Below are 14,356 nucleotides of genomic sequence, written 5' to 3' on the forward strand. Positions count from 1 at the left end.
CCGTCAGCCCGTGCCCAGCATCGAAGGCGGATGCCTGTGCGGCGACGTGCGCTACACGACGACGGCCGAGCCGGTCGTCGTGGCGCTGTGCCACTGCACCCATTGCCAGCGCCAGTCCGGCGCGGCGTACTCGGTCAACGTGGGCGTGCCCAAGGGCGCGCTCCAGTTCACGCGGGGTCGGACGCAGGTCTATGCCGACACCGGCGGCAGCGGCCAGCCGGTCTACCGGCACTTCTGCGGCCGCTGTGGCTCGCCGATCCTGTCGGACGTGGTGGCGCGGCCCACGCTGGACTGGGTCAAGGCCGGCACGCTGGACGACACGAGCTGGGTGCGCCCGACGCTCGCACTGTGGTGCGACTCGGCCCAGCCATGGGTCGAGGCGAACGACATGCCAGCCGGCGTCCAGACCTTTGCACAAGGGCCCAAGGCGGCGTAGGACGGCGCCCAGTGGCTCAGTCCTTGAGCCTGTCGAGCACCTTGGCCAACACGCGGGCGTCAACGCCATGGCCCAGGCCAGGGAAGCGGTCGAGCGTGACCTCGGCACCCAGCGCCTGAAGCTGGGCCTGGCCGTCCACACTCAGGCGCACGGGCATCACGGCGTCGGCATCACCATGCAGCAGATGGATGCGCGTGCCGGCCGGTGCGAGCCGAGGCGGCTGTGCGAAGCGCCCGGCGATGGCCACGATGCGCGAGGCCAGCGCGATCGGCTGCTGGGTCGACTCCAGCGCCATGATCGAGCCCTGCGAGAAGCCCAGCAGCGTCGTCGTCGCTGTGCCAATGCCGGTCTCGCGCTGCCAGTGCTGCACGGTGTCGACGAAGCGCTGCATCGTCGCGGCGACGCGAGCCGGACGGCCCGCCTCGGTCACGCCCTGGACCGAGAACCACTGCCAGCCCGAGCCGAAGTCCGAGGCGTCGGGCGCCTGCACGCTGACGATGCAGGCCTGCGGCCGATGCGGTGCCAACGCCTCGCCCAGCGGCGCCAGGTCGGCGGCGCTGGAGCCCACGCCGTGGAACAGGAGGATCAGCTCGGTGGCTGAGGTGGGGCGCTGGACGGTGATGGCGAGGGACATGTCGATCTCGGGTGTTGGGTCAGAAAGGCACAAGCGATGCTTGCCGCCATTGACCAGACCTTAGTCAGTCAGCCGGGCAGGATCAAGCGGGAAGCATGGAACAGACTGTCCCGGCCGCCAAACCAATCCGGCCACATGCTGCCACTCACCCCCCCTGCAGAAGCGTGGCCGGCTGAACGCGGGAATCCGCTCATCGTTCGGCTCCAGAGACCGTCGTCGACCGATCGATGCACTTGAAGTGCTCGACCTTCGGCGGCTGCGCGAAGAAGTCGCCGACCAGGCCGCGCCATTGCGCAAACAGGGGCGAACTCCGGAAGCCCACCGTGTGGTCCTCCACCGTCTCCCAACGCAGCAGCAGCACGTAGCGTTCCGGCGTCTCGATGCAGTGCTGCACCTCGTGGCCCAGGAAGCCTCGGGCCTGCGGAAAGACCTCGTGCAGGCCCTTGTTCAACGCCTGCTCGAACTCCGCAGCGCGGCCCGGTTGGACGTGGATGTCGGCGATCTCAAAAATCATGTTGGCAGCCTTCACAAGTGAGAACACGCGATCAGTTCGTGAAGCGGTCAGCGTCCGAGCCGATGGCCACGGTCTCACCCGTGGCCACAAAGGTGCGCGTCACGTCCGGCGTGCCATACACCACCAGCACCCAGGCTGGTGCGTCACCGACGTTGACCAGTTCATGTTCGACGCCGGCCGCGATGAAGGTCGAGTCCAGACGGCCACAGACCTGCTCGCGTTCGCCCAGGCGGATCTTCACGCGGCCTTCGAGCACGGTCACCTGTTCCTCGGCATTGTGGACATGGGGCGGCGCCGGCACGTCAACCGGGAGCATCGTGATGCCCGTGTGCATGGCGCGCGCGCCCTGCTTCCGGCCGGCGATCGGGTAGTTGACGATGCCATTGCCGCGAGAAACTTCAGGCAGGGTGTCGAAGGGAAGGAAATGCGCGTGGTCGCTCATGTCGGGTGTCCGGTTCGATTCAGTGAATGTGCGCGCCACCGTTGACGTCCAGCGTCGCGCCGGTCACGAAGCCGGACAGGTCGGACGCGAGGAACAGGCAGGCACCCGCCGCTTCACGTCGCGCGCCGATGCGCTTGAGCGGGATGGCGTCGACGATGCCCTGCAGCCGATCGGCCGGCAGACCGTCGAGCATGGGCGAATCGATCATGGCCGGGCAGATCGCATTGGCCCGGATGCCCAGCGCGCCGAACTCGCGGGCGATGCTGCGGGTCAGGCTCAACATGCCGCCCTTGGAGGCCGCATAGTGCGGCCCGCCCACCAGGCCGCCGCCGCGTTGCGCGGCCAGCGAGGCGACGTTGACGATCGTGCCGCCGCGACGCTCGACGAACACGCGCAGGACGCTCTGGCATAGGTGGAAGGCGCCCTTGAGGTTGACGTCGAGCATGCGGTCGAGTTCGTCCGCGCCGATCTCCAGCAGCGGCGTCGACTTGACGATGCCGGCCGCATTCACCAGGCAGTCGATCGTGCCGTGCAGGTCGAGCGTCCTGGCGACGAGGATGTCGCAGTCCTCCGCCTGGGTGACGTCACAGCGCCAGCCCTGCACCTCGGCCGGACGGCCCAGGTGGCGCTCGATCGACGCACGCAGGCTGGCCACCAGCGCGTCGTCCAGCATCACGTCGGCCAGCACGACCTTGGCACCGTGTTCGGCAAAGAGTTCAGCCGTGGCGTAGCCGATGCTGCGCAGCGAACCTGCACCGGCAATGACGCACACCTTGTCCTTCAACAGCATCTGGATCTTTCTGGAATTCGGGATGGACAGAGGTCGGATCAAGCGACCGGCAGCTCGTGCGCGATCCAGTTGAGCAAGGAGGCCTGATGTGGCGCCCAGCCCAGTTCCCGACGGGCTCGCGCCGCACGCATGCGGCTGTTGCCACCGAAGGAGAACCGCGCACGGGCCTCGCCCCATTGGCGGACGGCCTCGTCAACAGGCACCGAGACGACACCCGGCAAGCCCAGTCGGCTGGCAATGGCAGCACCGACGTCGCTGAACGCCGCCTCGCCGTTCTCGGCGAAGTAGAACGAGCCAGCTGGTGCCCGGTCGAATGCCAGCAGGTAAAGCTCGACCAGGTCATCCAGGTGGACGTTCGACCAGACGTTGCGCCCCGAGCCGACGATCTCGACGACACCGCGCTGGCGAGCATTCGCCGCCAGAAAGGGGACCTGCACGCTGTCGCGCTTGAGACCACGTCCGAGGCCATAGACCAACCCGGGACAGATCACCACCGAACGCACGCCCTTGGCTGCGGCTCCCAGAACGGCCAGATCGATGTCCCGACGGGCCTGCTTGAGCGGATGCACGACCAGCGGCGCATCCTCGTGGATCACGTGGTCCGAGAGGCGCTCGCCGTGGGCATCGTCGGCCACGATGCTGGAACCGCTGGTGTGCAGCAGCAACTTGCCCGATCCGGATAGTGCATCGACCAGGGACAGGGCAGAGGGCGCATGGTCCGCGCTGGCGGTGTGGATCACGCCGTCGGCCGCACGGGCCTCGCGGGCCAGCAGGTCGGCGTCGTCGATCGAGCCAATGACCGGCTCGATCCCGGAAGCGGCCAGCAAGGCGCCGGTGCGGTCGTCGCGCGTCAGGCCACGCACACGGTGGCCCGCCCGGATCAGTGCCTGGGCGACCGATCCGCCGATGTAGCCGCTGGCGCCCGTGATGAAGACGTTCATCCTGAATCTCCTGTCGTTCGCCGCTTCACAGCATGAAGGTCGAGAACCATGGCACGGCCGCAATCACCAGGACCCCGACCAACAGGGCCGCGATGTAGGGCCAGATGGCCACCATCGCGTCATCAGGCTTTGCGTCACCGATTCGACATGCCACATAGAAGCCGACACCGATGGGCGGCATCATCAAGCCGACGTTCATCGCGCAGACGATGACCATCGAGTAGTGGATCTCGTGGATGCCCAGCTTCTTGGCGATCGGAAACATGATGGGCGCGAGCAGCAGGACCGCCGGCAGGCCTTCGAGCAGGCAGCCCAGCACCAGAAAGACCGCCACGGTCACGGCCATGAAGGCCCAGATGCCGCCGGGCAGCGTCGTCAGCACCTGCGACATCTGCTGCACCACGCCGCTCTGGGTGATGGCCCAGGCCATGGCCGATGCGGTGCCCAGGATCAGCAGGATGGCGCCACTGAGCGCGGCCGTCTCGACCAGCATCACGTAGATGCGGCGCAGCCCGAGCCCACCGTAGAGGATCTGGCCGATCAGCATCGCGTAGAGCACCGCGATGGTCGACACCTCGGTGGCCGTGGCCACGCCGCCGCCGACCGCGCTGCGGATCAGGAAGGGCAGCACCAAGGCGGGCGCGGCGATCACGGCCAGCCGGCCGATGGCCTTCCAGGCCGGGCGGCGCACGCTGGAGGTGTCCTCGTGGCGGGCCTTCCAGCGCGCCAACAGCAGCAGCGAGACGAGCAGCACCATGGCGACGACGAAGCCGCTTTCGAACAGGCCGGCGATGGACACGCCCGCCACCGAGCCCAGCACGATCAGCACGATGCTCGGCGGCACGGTGTCGGCCATGGCCGCGCCGGTGGCCAGGAGCGCGACCATCTCGGGTTGCTTGTTGCCGCGTCGGCGCATCTCCGGGAACAGTGCGGGCGCGACGGTGGCCATGTCCGACACCTTCGAGCCGGAGATGCCCGAGACAATGAACAGCGAGCCGAGCAGCACGTAGCTCATGCCCGCCTTGACGTGGCCGATCAGCGAGGCGAGCAGATCAACGATGGCCTTGCCCATGCCAGTGGCATCGAGCACGCAGCCCAGCAGAACGAAGATCGGCACCGAAACCAGCACGATGTTGGCCATGCCCTCGTCGATGCGCCCGACGATGACGATCAGCGGTACATGGCTGGAGAAGGCCAGGAAGCTCATCACCCCGCAGCCGAAGCAGAACGCGATCGGCACGCCCGCGACCAGGCAAAGGGCGACCAGACCGGTCAGGAAGATCAGGATGTTGGCCAGCCCCAGTTGCGCGAACTGCGGTGCCAGCCAGGTGCACAGGCCGACATAGGCCAGCACACCGACCACGGCGATCACCAGCGAGCCCTTGGGCACCGTGCGCACGGCATAGACGGCCACGACGGCCAGCATCAGGATCAGGCCGGCAGCGATGGCCGCCACGCGCAGGCCTCCCGGCAGGCCGAGCGCGGGTGTCTCGACGATCCACTCGGTCTCGACATGCTCGATCGCCGGGCCGATCAGTCCGATCAGGAAGGCCGCGATGGCCGCCAGCGCGAAGGCATGCACCTGCACCCGCAAGCGCTCGGGCATGCGCTCGACGAACATCGTCAGGCGCAGGTGCTCATTGCGGTGCATGGCCAGCACGGCACCGAGCATGGCCACCCAGATGAAGGCGAAGGAGACCACCTCGTCGATCCAGGTGATCGGGTGGCCGAAGACGTAACGCGTGACAACACCGCCGAACAGCATCGCCACGATGGCCAGCATCAGGAAAGCGCAGAGGGCCTCGAGCGGCGCGATCCAGCGGGCCAGGGCACGGTTGACGGCGGCGTCTGCCGTCGCGACGGCGCCGCTCAGGTCCGCATCGGCTGGGTTGCGGGTAAGGGCTTGCGACATGGTGGCCTGCCCGCGGGCAGTCGACAGGGTTCGGATGGAACAGGGGTGCCGCGAACGCTGTCAGCCAGCGTTCATCGGCACCCGATCAGGCGAGCGTCAGACCAGCTTGCCGCTGTACTTCTCGAGCAGGGCCCAGGCCTCGGGGCCGAACTTCTTCTGCCATTCGACGTAGAAGCCAGACTTGGCAAGCACCTCGCGGAACGGGCGCACGTCGACCTTGTTGAACTGCATGCCCAGGCCCTTGAGCTTGGTCTCCAGCGAGGCCGTCAGGACATCGTGGGCGGCGCGCTGCTTGAGCGCATGGGCCTCGAAGTTGCGCGTGGCCAGCGCACGCAGGTCCTCGGGCAGTGCGCTCCAGATGCGCTTGTTGCCCACCAGCGTGAAGCAGTCCCACATGTGCGAGGTGTAGGAACAGTACTTCTGCACCTCGTAGAGCTTGGTCGCGTCGATCGTGGGCAGCGAGTTCTCCTGCCCGTCAACGACCTTGGTCTGCAACGCGGTGTAGAGCTCGCCGATCGGCACCGTGGCTGGCGAGGCGTCGAGGCCCTTGAACAGCGAGGTCAGGATCTGGCTGGCCGGCACGCGGATCTTCAGGCCTGCGAGGTCCTTGGGCTCGACGATCGGCTTGGCCGCCGTGGTGGTCTGACGGAAGCCATGGTCGAAGACCTTGCCGATCGGCACGAGGTTGATCTTGTCGAAGGCGCCGCGAATGTGCGCGCCCAGATCGCCGTCCATCGCTTTCCAGACCGTCGCGTAGTCGGGGAAGGCGAAGGCGATCGTGTTGATCGAGGTCACCGGCACGAGGTTGCCCCAGATCGTGCCGGCGGTGCAGACGAAGTCGATGGCACCGGAGCGGACCTGCGAGACCGTGTCGGTGTCGCTGCCGAGCTGGCCGTTGGGGTAGACGTCGATCGTCAGGCGGCCACCGGACTCCTTGCCGATGTCGGCACAGGCGGACTTGAGCGCGGCGGTGGTCGGGTGCGACTCGGGCAGCGAGATGGCGATCTTCAAGGCGAACTTGCCGCCCGCCTGCGCCATGGCCGCGCCTGGCACGAACGTGGTCGCGGCCACGGCGGCGAGTTGTCGCAGCGCGCTGCGGCGGCCGCAATCCTGAGGGGCGGCGTTCGGGGTCTGGTCTTCTTGCATGTGGAGTCTCCTCGTGTCGTGTCGGGTCGGGTCGGGTCGGGTTGCGTCGCTGGACGGCTCAGAACACGCCGGGCTGATGGACCTCGATGACGTGGCCGTCGGGGTCGTGCAGGAAGACCTGGTGCCAGCCCGGAATGGCCCAGCAGCCGTAGTCCGAGTAGCGGATGCCGAGCTGGTCGCACTTGCGCATGAAGCCCTTGATGTCGTCGGTGCGGAAGCAGAAGTGGCCATGCCCCATCGGGTTGACGAACTGCTTCATCTTGAAGCCGGTCTCCAGGTCGCGTTCGGCCCAGTGGAACTCGATCGCCCCGTCGGTCAGGAAGTCGACGGCACCGGTGTAGGCGCGGTCCTGACGGACGCCGCTGACGACGGTGTGCTCCTTGTCGTTGATCGTGCCCAGCTCGAACAGCGTCTTGTAGAACTGGGTCAGCCTCGGCAGGTTGTCCGTGCAGAGGTTCATGTGGTGGAACTTGAAGTTCATGCCGATCCTTCGTCGAAAGAGGGGGAGATGTCGGGGAGTCGTGCCGGAGTCGTGCCGTCGCGATGCCGGGTCCGGCGACACGCAGACCGGTCGCCTGGGTCGGCATGATGCATTGGTGAAATTAATGATGCACTCGTGAAAACCATTAGCCCGTGAGTCGGCAACTTTTGGACTTCTCAGGCAGACTTTGTCTTCATTGGCGAACGTTTTCATTCACATTTGATTGACGGCCAGACATGACCGAACCGGACAAGACCCCCACCCCCGACGTGACGCGCGACGAGAGCTGCACCCTTGCCAGCGTGCGTCGTGTCGCCGCGATGCTGGACCAGGACCCCGACACACTGGCGAACGGCCAGCCCCTGCCCCGTGGCTGGCACTTCTTTCTGCTGGCGGCCGACACGCGCCGATCGGCCTTGCGCAGCGACGGATTCCCCGGCCTGGGGGTGCCGATGCCGGACCTGGGCTTGCCCCGGCTGATGCTGGGCAGTCGCACGGTCAGCTTTCACCAGGACCTGCCGATCGGCGCGGCCGTGCAGCGCTCAAGCCGCGTGCGCAGCGTGGTGCACAAGACCACGGCGTCAGGTCCGATGGCAGTGGTCACGCTGGACCATGAACTGCGGGCGCTCGCCCACGCAGAGCCAGCGTTGGTCGAGTCACAGACCTATCTGCTGCTGCCCGCACGTGCGGCCAGTGCGGTCGCTGCAACACCGGCTGGAACACCGGCTGCAACACCCGCCGCCACGTCAGTGGCCACGTCAGTCGCCACGTCGGCCCACCAGAAGACCGTGGTGCCAGACGACACGCTGATCTACCAGTACTCGGCGCTGGGCTTCAACTCCCACCGCATCCACCTCGATCGCCAACATGCCCGCGAGGTCGAGGGCTTTCCGGACCTGGTCGTCAACGGCGGCCTGTCCACGCTGCTGCTGACCGAGTTCCTGCGCCTCGATCTGGGCATCGTGGCCCGAAGCCTGAAGGCTCGTCATGTGGCACCGCTGTATTGCAACCGCCCGGTGACGCTGTGCGCCGATCCCGTCGACGGCGGCTGGCGGCTCAAGGCCCTGGACGACCAGCAGCAGCTCGCGGTCGAGCTGGAGGTGAGCCTCTGATGGCCTTCGAACCGCTCAAGGGCGTGCGCGTGCTGGACCTGACCTCGGTGGTGGTAGGCCCCGTCTGCACCTGGCGCCTGAGCCAGTACGGCGCCGAGATCGTCAAGCTCGAAAGCCCCGAAGGCGACCTGATGCGCGGCCTGGGCGGCCTGTCGCCGACCGGCCAGCACTCGGGCACCTACCTGCACTTCAACCGGGGCAAGCGCAACGTCTGCCTGGACATCAAGAAGCCCGCCGCACGCGAGGTGCTGGACCGACTGATCGCGACGTCCGACGTGATCGTGGCCAACATGCGACCGCAGGCGCTGGCAAGGCTGGGCATCGACCCGGACAGCGTGTTGGCGCGGCACCCGGACAAGGTCTATTGCCTCATCACCGGCTACGGCACCGACGGCCCCTATGCCGGCCAGCCAACCTACGACAGCGTGGTGCAGGGGGCCACCGGCATGGCCGGTCTGGCGCTGGCCCGGGATGGTCAGCCGAGCTATGTGCCCCTGCTGATCTGCGACCACGTCTCGGGCGAGATCGCCGCCGGTGCGGTGCTGGCCGCCGTGCTGCAGCAGCGCGCCACCGGCACCGGTTGCAGCCTGGAGATCCCGATGTTCGAGACCATGTCGGCCTTTGTGCTGCAGGAACACCTGGCCCAGCGCAGCTTCGACCCGCCGGTGGGACCGCCCGGCGACCAGCGCCTGCTCAGCCCGCACAACCGGCCGGTACAGACGGCCGACGGCTGGATCTCCTTCACCGTCAACACCGACCCGCAGGTGCGCGCCTTCCTCGCCGCCACCGACCGGCATGACCTGCTGGGCGATGAGCGCTTCAGCAGCGTCGCCGCCCGGGCACGCCACGTCGCGGCATGGTTCGAGATCCGCAGTGCGCCACTGACCAACCGGACCACCGCCGAGTGGTTGGCCATCCTGCAGGCGGCAGACATCGCCGTGCAGGCTTGCCACACGCTGGAGACGCTGCCGCAGGACCCGCACCTGCAGGCGGTCGGCCTGATCGGCTGGGAAGACCACCCGACCGAAGGCCGCACGGCGGCCATCCGCTCGACCGTGCGCTTCGACGGCCACTACCCGCCACCTGGCCAGCCGGCGCAGCCGCGCGGGGCGGACAACCTCGCGCTGCTGGCCGAGCTGGGCTATTCGACCGACCAGATCGTGGCCTTGCAGGCATCGGGCGCTGCGCTCGCGCCGGTGCCGGCCATGCGCTGAACACCGGTCAACAACGACCACCACAGGAGACAGAGATGGGCACGAGACTGCAGGGCAAGGTCGCCGTGATCACCGGCGGCGGCGGGGGCATCGGCGCGGCTGCCGGGCGCATCTTCTGCGAGGAAGGCGCCCGCGTCGCGCTGGTCGACCAGAGCGAGGACGCCGTGGCGAGCGCGGTGCACGAGATCCGCCAGATCCTTCCGGGCGCGGAGGTTCATGGCCACGTCGCCGACCTCGGTGTGGAAGCCGAGGCGGACCGCGTCATCGGCGACGTGGTCGCGCGGTTGGGCGGCGTCGACGTGCTGGTCAACAACGTCGGCATCCGCCGCTACGAGGCCCTGGCCGATGCGCCTTGGGAGACCTGGGACGCAATCATCCGCGTCAACCTGCTGAGCTTCGTGTCGATGACGCGTGCGGCCCTGCCCCACCTGCGCCGCTGCGGCCGGGGCAGCATCGTCAACACGTCTTCGACCTATGCGGTCTACGGCCGAAAGGGCATGGGTGCCTATGACGCCACCAAGGCCGGCGTGCTGGCCATGACCCGTACGCTGGCCTATGAAGAAGGTGAACACGGCGTGCGTGCCAACGCGGTCTGCCCGGGCTACACGCGCACGCCGTTCCATGTTCGGCGCATGGGGGCGCAGGCGGTCGATGAACTGGTGCCGCCGTGCGTGCTCAAGCGCTGGGCCGATCCGTCCGAGATGGCCTACCCGATGCTGTGGCTGGCCTCGGACGAGGCGTCCTACGTCACCGGCGCAACCTTCATGATCGACGGCGGCCTGCCGGCGTGATCCCCTCCCTGCGCCTCACCAAGATAATGCGCAATCGACAGGATGTCCGGCACGATCGGCGGGCATCGGCAAGGCTGGAGCGCAGCGATGAACGTGGACAAGAACGAAACAACACCGGTGGCTGACGCCGAAAGCCGGTCCTATTCGGCCCCGGCGCTGGAGAAGGGCCTGGACATCCTGGAGGCCCTGTGCCGCAGCGAGCACCCGATGTCGCAGAAGGACATCGCCAACTTGCTCGGTCGCAGCGTGGGCGAGATCTACCGGATGATGGCCTGCTTGGTGAACCGCAACTACGTGACGCTGGTCGACGAGACCAACTACGGCATCACCACCAAGTTGTTCGAGCTGGCCCACGTCAACCCGCCCACCCACCGCCTGCTTTTCGAAGCCACCCCGGTGATGCAGCGCCTGGCCAGCGAGCTGGACCAGTCCTGCCACCTGACGGTCTACGGCCAGGGCAAGCAGGTCGTGCTGAGCAAGGTCGACACGCCCAGCGGCATGGGCTTCGCGGTGCGCGCAGGGGCCGAGCTGGACGTGCTGATCTCGGCTTCTGGCCGGGTGCTGCTGGCCTTCCAGGACGACGAGACCCGCAAGCTGCGCATCGAGGAATCGCTGCAGCGCCGACCCGAGCAGGCCGATCCGCAGATCGACAGCATCCTCGACCAGATCCGCGTCGCCGGCTTCGAGTCCATCCCCAGCGTGCAGGTGCGCGGGCTGTGGGCCGTGAGCTTCCCGGTGCTCGACACCCAGGGCCGCGCGATCGCCGCGCTGACGGTGCCCTACGCCGAGCGGCTGGACCAGACCCAGCGCAAGTCCATCCCGGAAGTGACCGAGGCCCTCGGTTCGGCCGCCCGCAACCTGTCGCGCCGGGTCGGCGGGATGGTGTCGGCCGGCGCGATGGAGTCGCCCGAGCGCGACGCACCCTCGCGTCGGGCGGCCCGCAACGGCGGTCGCTGAGGGCGATGCAAGGGCAGGCCCCGATCGCCTGCGGGCGCATCGGCAGGCATCGTGATCGGCCTGGAGACACACCGATGGCCGACCCCGCTGAACAGCACCATGACCTCGGCCTTGCCGCCATCTGCGATCCCGCCGATGTCGCTCGCCACGCGAGCGGCGAGCCGGAGTTCGAGCTGCCCGACGGCTGGGCCGGCTTGCCGCTGGCGGTCTTCCCGATCCCCACGGACTCGCAGCGCGGCCCCGCACACGTCAACGTACCCCTGGTGCTGATGGCCTTGCGCGGGCGCGGCCGACGCTGGTATCGCTTCGGCGCGCGCACGGTGGAGCTGTCGACGCAGCCCGGCATGTTCGAACTCTATGGCCGCGACTTCCAGCGCAGCGGCGCACGCTGGCTGGGCGAGCCCGGCAAGACGGTCGGCGTACATCTCAGCCCGGAGATGGTCCGCACGCTGGCGCCCGCCACGGCGTCGTTCGACCTGCGCACGACGCACGAGGTCTTCGATCCGAAGTTGCAGTGGCTGATGCAGGAACTGCTGGAGGAAGCCGAACGCGGGGCGCCCGGCGGTGCGCTCTACGCGCAGGGACTGTCGTGTTCGCTGCTTGGGCGTCTGGCCTCGCACTACGGCGCGCCTATCGAGGTCACACCGGCCGGTCAGCTGGGCAGGGCCCATCGGCAACGGATCATCGAGCACATCCACGACCACCTCGGCGACGACCTGAGCATCGTCGCGCTGGCTCGGGAGGTCGACCTGAGTCCGCACCACTTCGCACAGTGCTTCAAGGCGTCGATGGGCATGACGCCGCACCGCTACGTGCTGCAGCAACGACTCGCTCGCGCCCGCACGCTGCTCAAGACCACCTCGATGCCGATCGCCGAGATGGCGCTCGCGCTGGGCTTCTCGAGCCAGTCGCACTTCACCCAGGTGTTTCGCGCCCATGGCGGCATCACGCCCGCCGTTGCGAGAAAGACCTGAGCGCAGACCGCCGCTTTTCGACAGGCCGCCCCCTTTCCTGAAAGACCGCCGATACCCGTCTGCCTACGCTCCCGGACAACTCGCTTCAGTCGAGCGAGCCCCAATCAAGGAGACCCGACAGATGCATTCCCGGACTTACCCCTCCCCGATGCTGGCCGTGCTGAGCGCCACCACGCTGGCCCTGGCTGGCTGCGGCGGCGGCAACGCCCCGGCGGCGACACCCACGGCCACGGCCCAGGCCTGCGACGACGGCCTGAAGACGTCGTTCGCGCCCGATGCGAACACCACCGTGCTGCTGGTCAAGTCCTATGCGGCCGGCGACCCGCTGGCCCTTCCGGGCACACCCGCCTCGCCCGTGCCGCCGGTGCTGGGTGCCGGGATGTGTCTGGTCAAGATGGTCGTCGGCCCGGGCAACGCGGGCACTGCCGGCGCACCGTCGACCACCCGGGGCGTGGGCATCGAGGTCTGGCTCCCGACCCAGGCCGGCTGGAACGAACGCATCCGTGCCTTCGGCAGTGGCGGCTGGGCCGGCGGTCGGCACACCGACATCACCCGCATCGGCTATGAGGGCGCCTCGTTCCAGCCGCTGCATCTGGCGGCGCTGGCCAACGGCTACGCCGTGGTGGTCTCCGACCATGGCAAGACCACCGCGCCCTACGGCGGCGGGGCCAATGCCTCCTTCATGATGAATCCGGACGGATCGATCAACCAGGTCTCGTGGCAGGACTTCTCCGAGCGCGCCATCCACGAGATGGCCGAGAAGTCCAAGGCCCTGGTCAAGCACTACTACGCCCGGCCCCACCAGTACGCCTACTGGGAGGGTTTCTCGACCGGCGGTCGGCAGGGCCTGAAGTCGGCGCAGAAGTACCCGGGCGATTTCGACGGCATCCTCGCCGGCGCACCCGCGATCAACTGGACGAACTTCATCACCAGCGAGATGTACCCGCAGACGGTGATGTGGCGCGATCTCGGCGGCGTCATCGCCGCGAGCAAGCTCAACGCGGTCAGCGCATCGGCGACCGCCGCCTGTGACGCGGCCGGACTGGGCTTCATCCTGAACCCGGCGTCCTGCCGCTACGACCCGACCCAGGACGCCGCAGCGCTGTGCACGACCACCACCACGTCGGGCGCAACGCCGGGCAGCAACGCGGATACCACGAAGTGCCTGAGCCTGGCCGAGGCTCAGGCCGTCAACAAGACCTGGTATGGCCATACCCATGACGGCAGCGTGCCCGACCCGTTCGTGGACAACGGCAGCGGCACGACCCAGGGCTTCAAGCAGCTGTGGTGGGGCCTGACGCGCGGCACCAGCCTGACCAGCCTGGCAGGCACCAACCCGTTCCCGATCTCGTCGGACAACGTCGCGCTGATCCTGCAGTCGCCGCAGTTCGCGCAGACGGCCCCCGCAACCTTCGTCAATGCAACGGCTGCGCCGGCCGACCGGTGGAGAAGCCTGACCTACGCCGACCTGGCCAACGTGAACGCACTGGGCGTCGGTCTGCAACCCTGGTTCAGCCACATCAACACCGACAACCCGAACCTCGCCGCCTTCCGCGACAAGGGCGGCAAGATCCTGACCTACCACGGCCTGGCCGATGAGCTGATCACGCCACAAGGCTCGGTGAACTACTACGCCAAGGTCGAGGCCGCGATGGGTGGCAATGCAGAGGTGCAGAAATTCCATCGCCTGTTCCTGATCCCCGGCATGGGTCACAACACGATCTTCAAGGTCAGCGCGCTGGACCCCGCCACGGGTGCCATCGCCACGACCAGCAAGGTTCCGTTGCCGGCACTGCCGATCAACGGTGGCACGGACGATCAGCTGTTCACCGCCTTGCGCAACTGGGTCGAGAACGGGACGGCTCCCAGCCGCATGGACATCAGCTCGTCGGACGCATCGGTGACCCTGCCCATTTGCGCCTACCCGAAACGGGCCGTCCACAGCGGCACGGGCTCGGTCAGGTCAGCGGCCAGCTACACCTGCAGCTGACGAGCATCCATGGCAGGCAGGG

Annotated in this window: 15 protein-coding genes; 7 read left to right on the forward strand and 8 right to left on the reverse strand. The window is 67.9% G+C overall.

Going from position 1 to position 14,356, the window contains the following annotated elements; genetic code table 11:
* Positions 1 to 10 precede the first annotated feature (10 nt).
* Positions 11 to 436 carry a GFA family protein gene (locus EV685_RS20335; RefSeq protein WP_130483902.1) on the forward strand — a complete coding sequence of 142 codons (426 nt, stop codon included), beginning with the start codon at positions 11 to 13 and terminating at the stop codon, positions 434 to 436.
* A gap of 16 nt (positions 437 to 452) precedes the next feature.
* On the opposite strand, the gene ypfH is transcribed toward EV685_RS20335, so the two are convergent.
* The 8 genes from ypfH to EV685_RS20375 form a co-directional block, all read right to left on the reverse strand.
* Positions 453 to 1,070, reverse strand: a complete 618-nt coding sequence (gene ypfH / locus EV685_RS20340) for an esterase (RefSeq protein ID WP_130483903.1) — start codon at positions 1,068 to 1,070, stop codon at positions 453 to 455.
* A 190-nt stretch (positions 1,071 to 1,260) separates the two neighbouring features.
* Positions 1,261 to 1,584 carry an antibiotic biosynthesis monooxygenase family protein gene (locus tag EV685_RS20345; protein WP_130483904.1) on the reverse strand — a complete coding sequence of 108 codons (324 nt, stop codon included), beginning with the start codon at positions 1,582 to 1,584 and terminating at the stop codon, positions 1,261 to 1,263.
* A 31-nt stretch (positions 1,585 to 1,615) separates the two neighbouring features.
* Positions 1,616 to 2,026, reverse strand: a complete 411-nt coding sequence (locus EV685_RS20350) for a cupin domain-containing protein (protein WP_130483905.1) — start codon at positions 2,024 to 2,026, stop codon at positions 1,616 to 1,618.
* A 19-nt stretch (positions 2,027 to 2,045) separates the two neighbouring features.
* Positions 2,046 to 2,816, reverse strand: coding sequence for an SDR family NAD(P)-dependent oxidoreductase (locus EV685_RS20355; protein WP_130483906.1), 771 nt, complete (start codon positions 2,814 to 2,816; stop codon positions 2,046 to 2,048).
* Between the two features lie 38 nt (positions 2,817 to 2,854).
* A complete protein-coding gene (locus EV685_RS20360; protein WP_130483907.1) occupies positions 2,855 to 3,757 on the reverse strand; it encodes an NAD-dependent epimerase/dehydratase family protein in 903 nt (300 codons plus the stop codon).
* A gap of 25 nt (positions 3,758 to 3,782) precedes the next feature.
* Complete coding sequence (locus EV685_RS20365) at positions 3,783 to 5,669, reverse strand: TRAP transporter large permease (protein ID WP_130483908.1); 1,887 nt, start codon at positions 5,667 to 5,669, stop codon at positions 3,783 to 3,785.
* Positions 5,670 to 5,765: 96 nt separating this feature from the next.
* Positions 5,766 to 6,815, reverse strand: coding sequence for a TRAP transporter substrate-binding protein (locus EV685_RS20370; RefSeq protein WP_130483909.1), 1,050 nt, complete (start codon positions 6,813 to 6,815; stop codon positions 5,766 to 5,768).
* 58 nt (positions 6,816 to 6,873) lie between these two features.
* A complete protein-coding gene (locus tag EV685_RS20375) occupies positions 6,874 to 7,296 on the reverse strand; it encodes a VOC family protein (protein ID WP_130483910.1) in 423 nt (140 codons plus the stop codon).
* 236 nt (positions 7,297 to 7,532) lie between these two features.
* Between EV685_RS20375 and EV685_RS20380 the strand changes: the two genes are divergently transcribed.
* The 6 genes from EV685_RS20380 (at position 7,533) to EV685_RS20405 (ending at position 14,334) form a co-directional block, all read left to right on the forward strand.
* A complete protein-coding gene (locus EV685_RS20380; RefSeq protein ID WP_130483911.1) occupies positions 7,533 to 8,408 on the forward strand; it encodes an HTD2 family dehydratase in 876 nt (291 codons plus the stop codon).
* On the forward strand, positions 8,408 to 9,622 hold the full coding sequence (locus EV685_RS20385) for a CaiB/BaiF CoA transferase family protein (protein ID WP_130483912.1): 1,215 nt from the start codon (positions 8,408 to 8,410) through the stop codon (positions 9,620 to 9,622). Before EV685_RS20380 ends, EV685_RS20385 begins: the two co-directional genes overlap by 1 nt.
* A gap of 35 nt (positions 9,623 to 9,657) precedes the next feature.
* Entirely contained in the window at positions 9,658 to 10,413 is a 756-nt protein-coding gene (locus EV685_RS20390; protein ID WP_130483913.1) for an SDR family NAD(P)-dependent oxidoreductase, read from the forward strand.
* Between the two features lie 87 nt (positions 10,414 to 10,500).
* Positions 10,501 to 11,370: an IclR family transcriptional regulator gene (locus EV685_RS20395; protein ID WP_130483914.1), complete on the forward strand. Its 870-nt coding sequence runs from the start codon at positions 10,501 to 10,503 to the stop codon at positions 11,368 to 11,370.
* Positions 11,371 to 11,444: 74 nt separating this feature from the next.
* A complete protein-coding gene (locus EV685_RS20400) occupies positions 11,445 to 12,344 on the forward strand; it encodes a helix-turn-helix domain-containing protein (protein ID WP_165396882.1) in 900 nt (299 codons plus the stop codon).
* Positions 12,345 to 12,465: 121 nt separating this feature from the next.
* A complete protein-coding gene (locus EV685_RS20405) occupies positions 12,466 to 14,334 on the forward strand; it encodes a tannase/feruloyl esterase family alpha/beta hydrolase (RefSeq protein WP_130483916.1) in 1,869 nt (622 codons plus the stop codon).
* The last annotated feature ends 22 nt before the right edge of the window (positions 14,335 to 14,356 follow it).

This window comes from Sphaerotilus mobilis (genome assembly GCF_004216565.1).
Classification (GTDB): Bacteria; Pseudomonadota; Gammaproteobacteria; order Burkholderiales; family Burkholderiaceae_C; genus Sphaerotilus; species Sphaerotilus mobilis.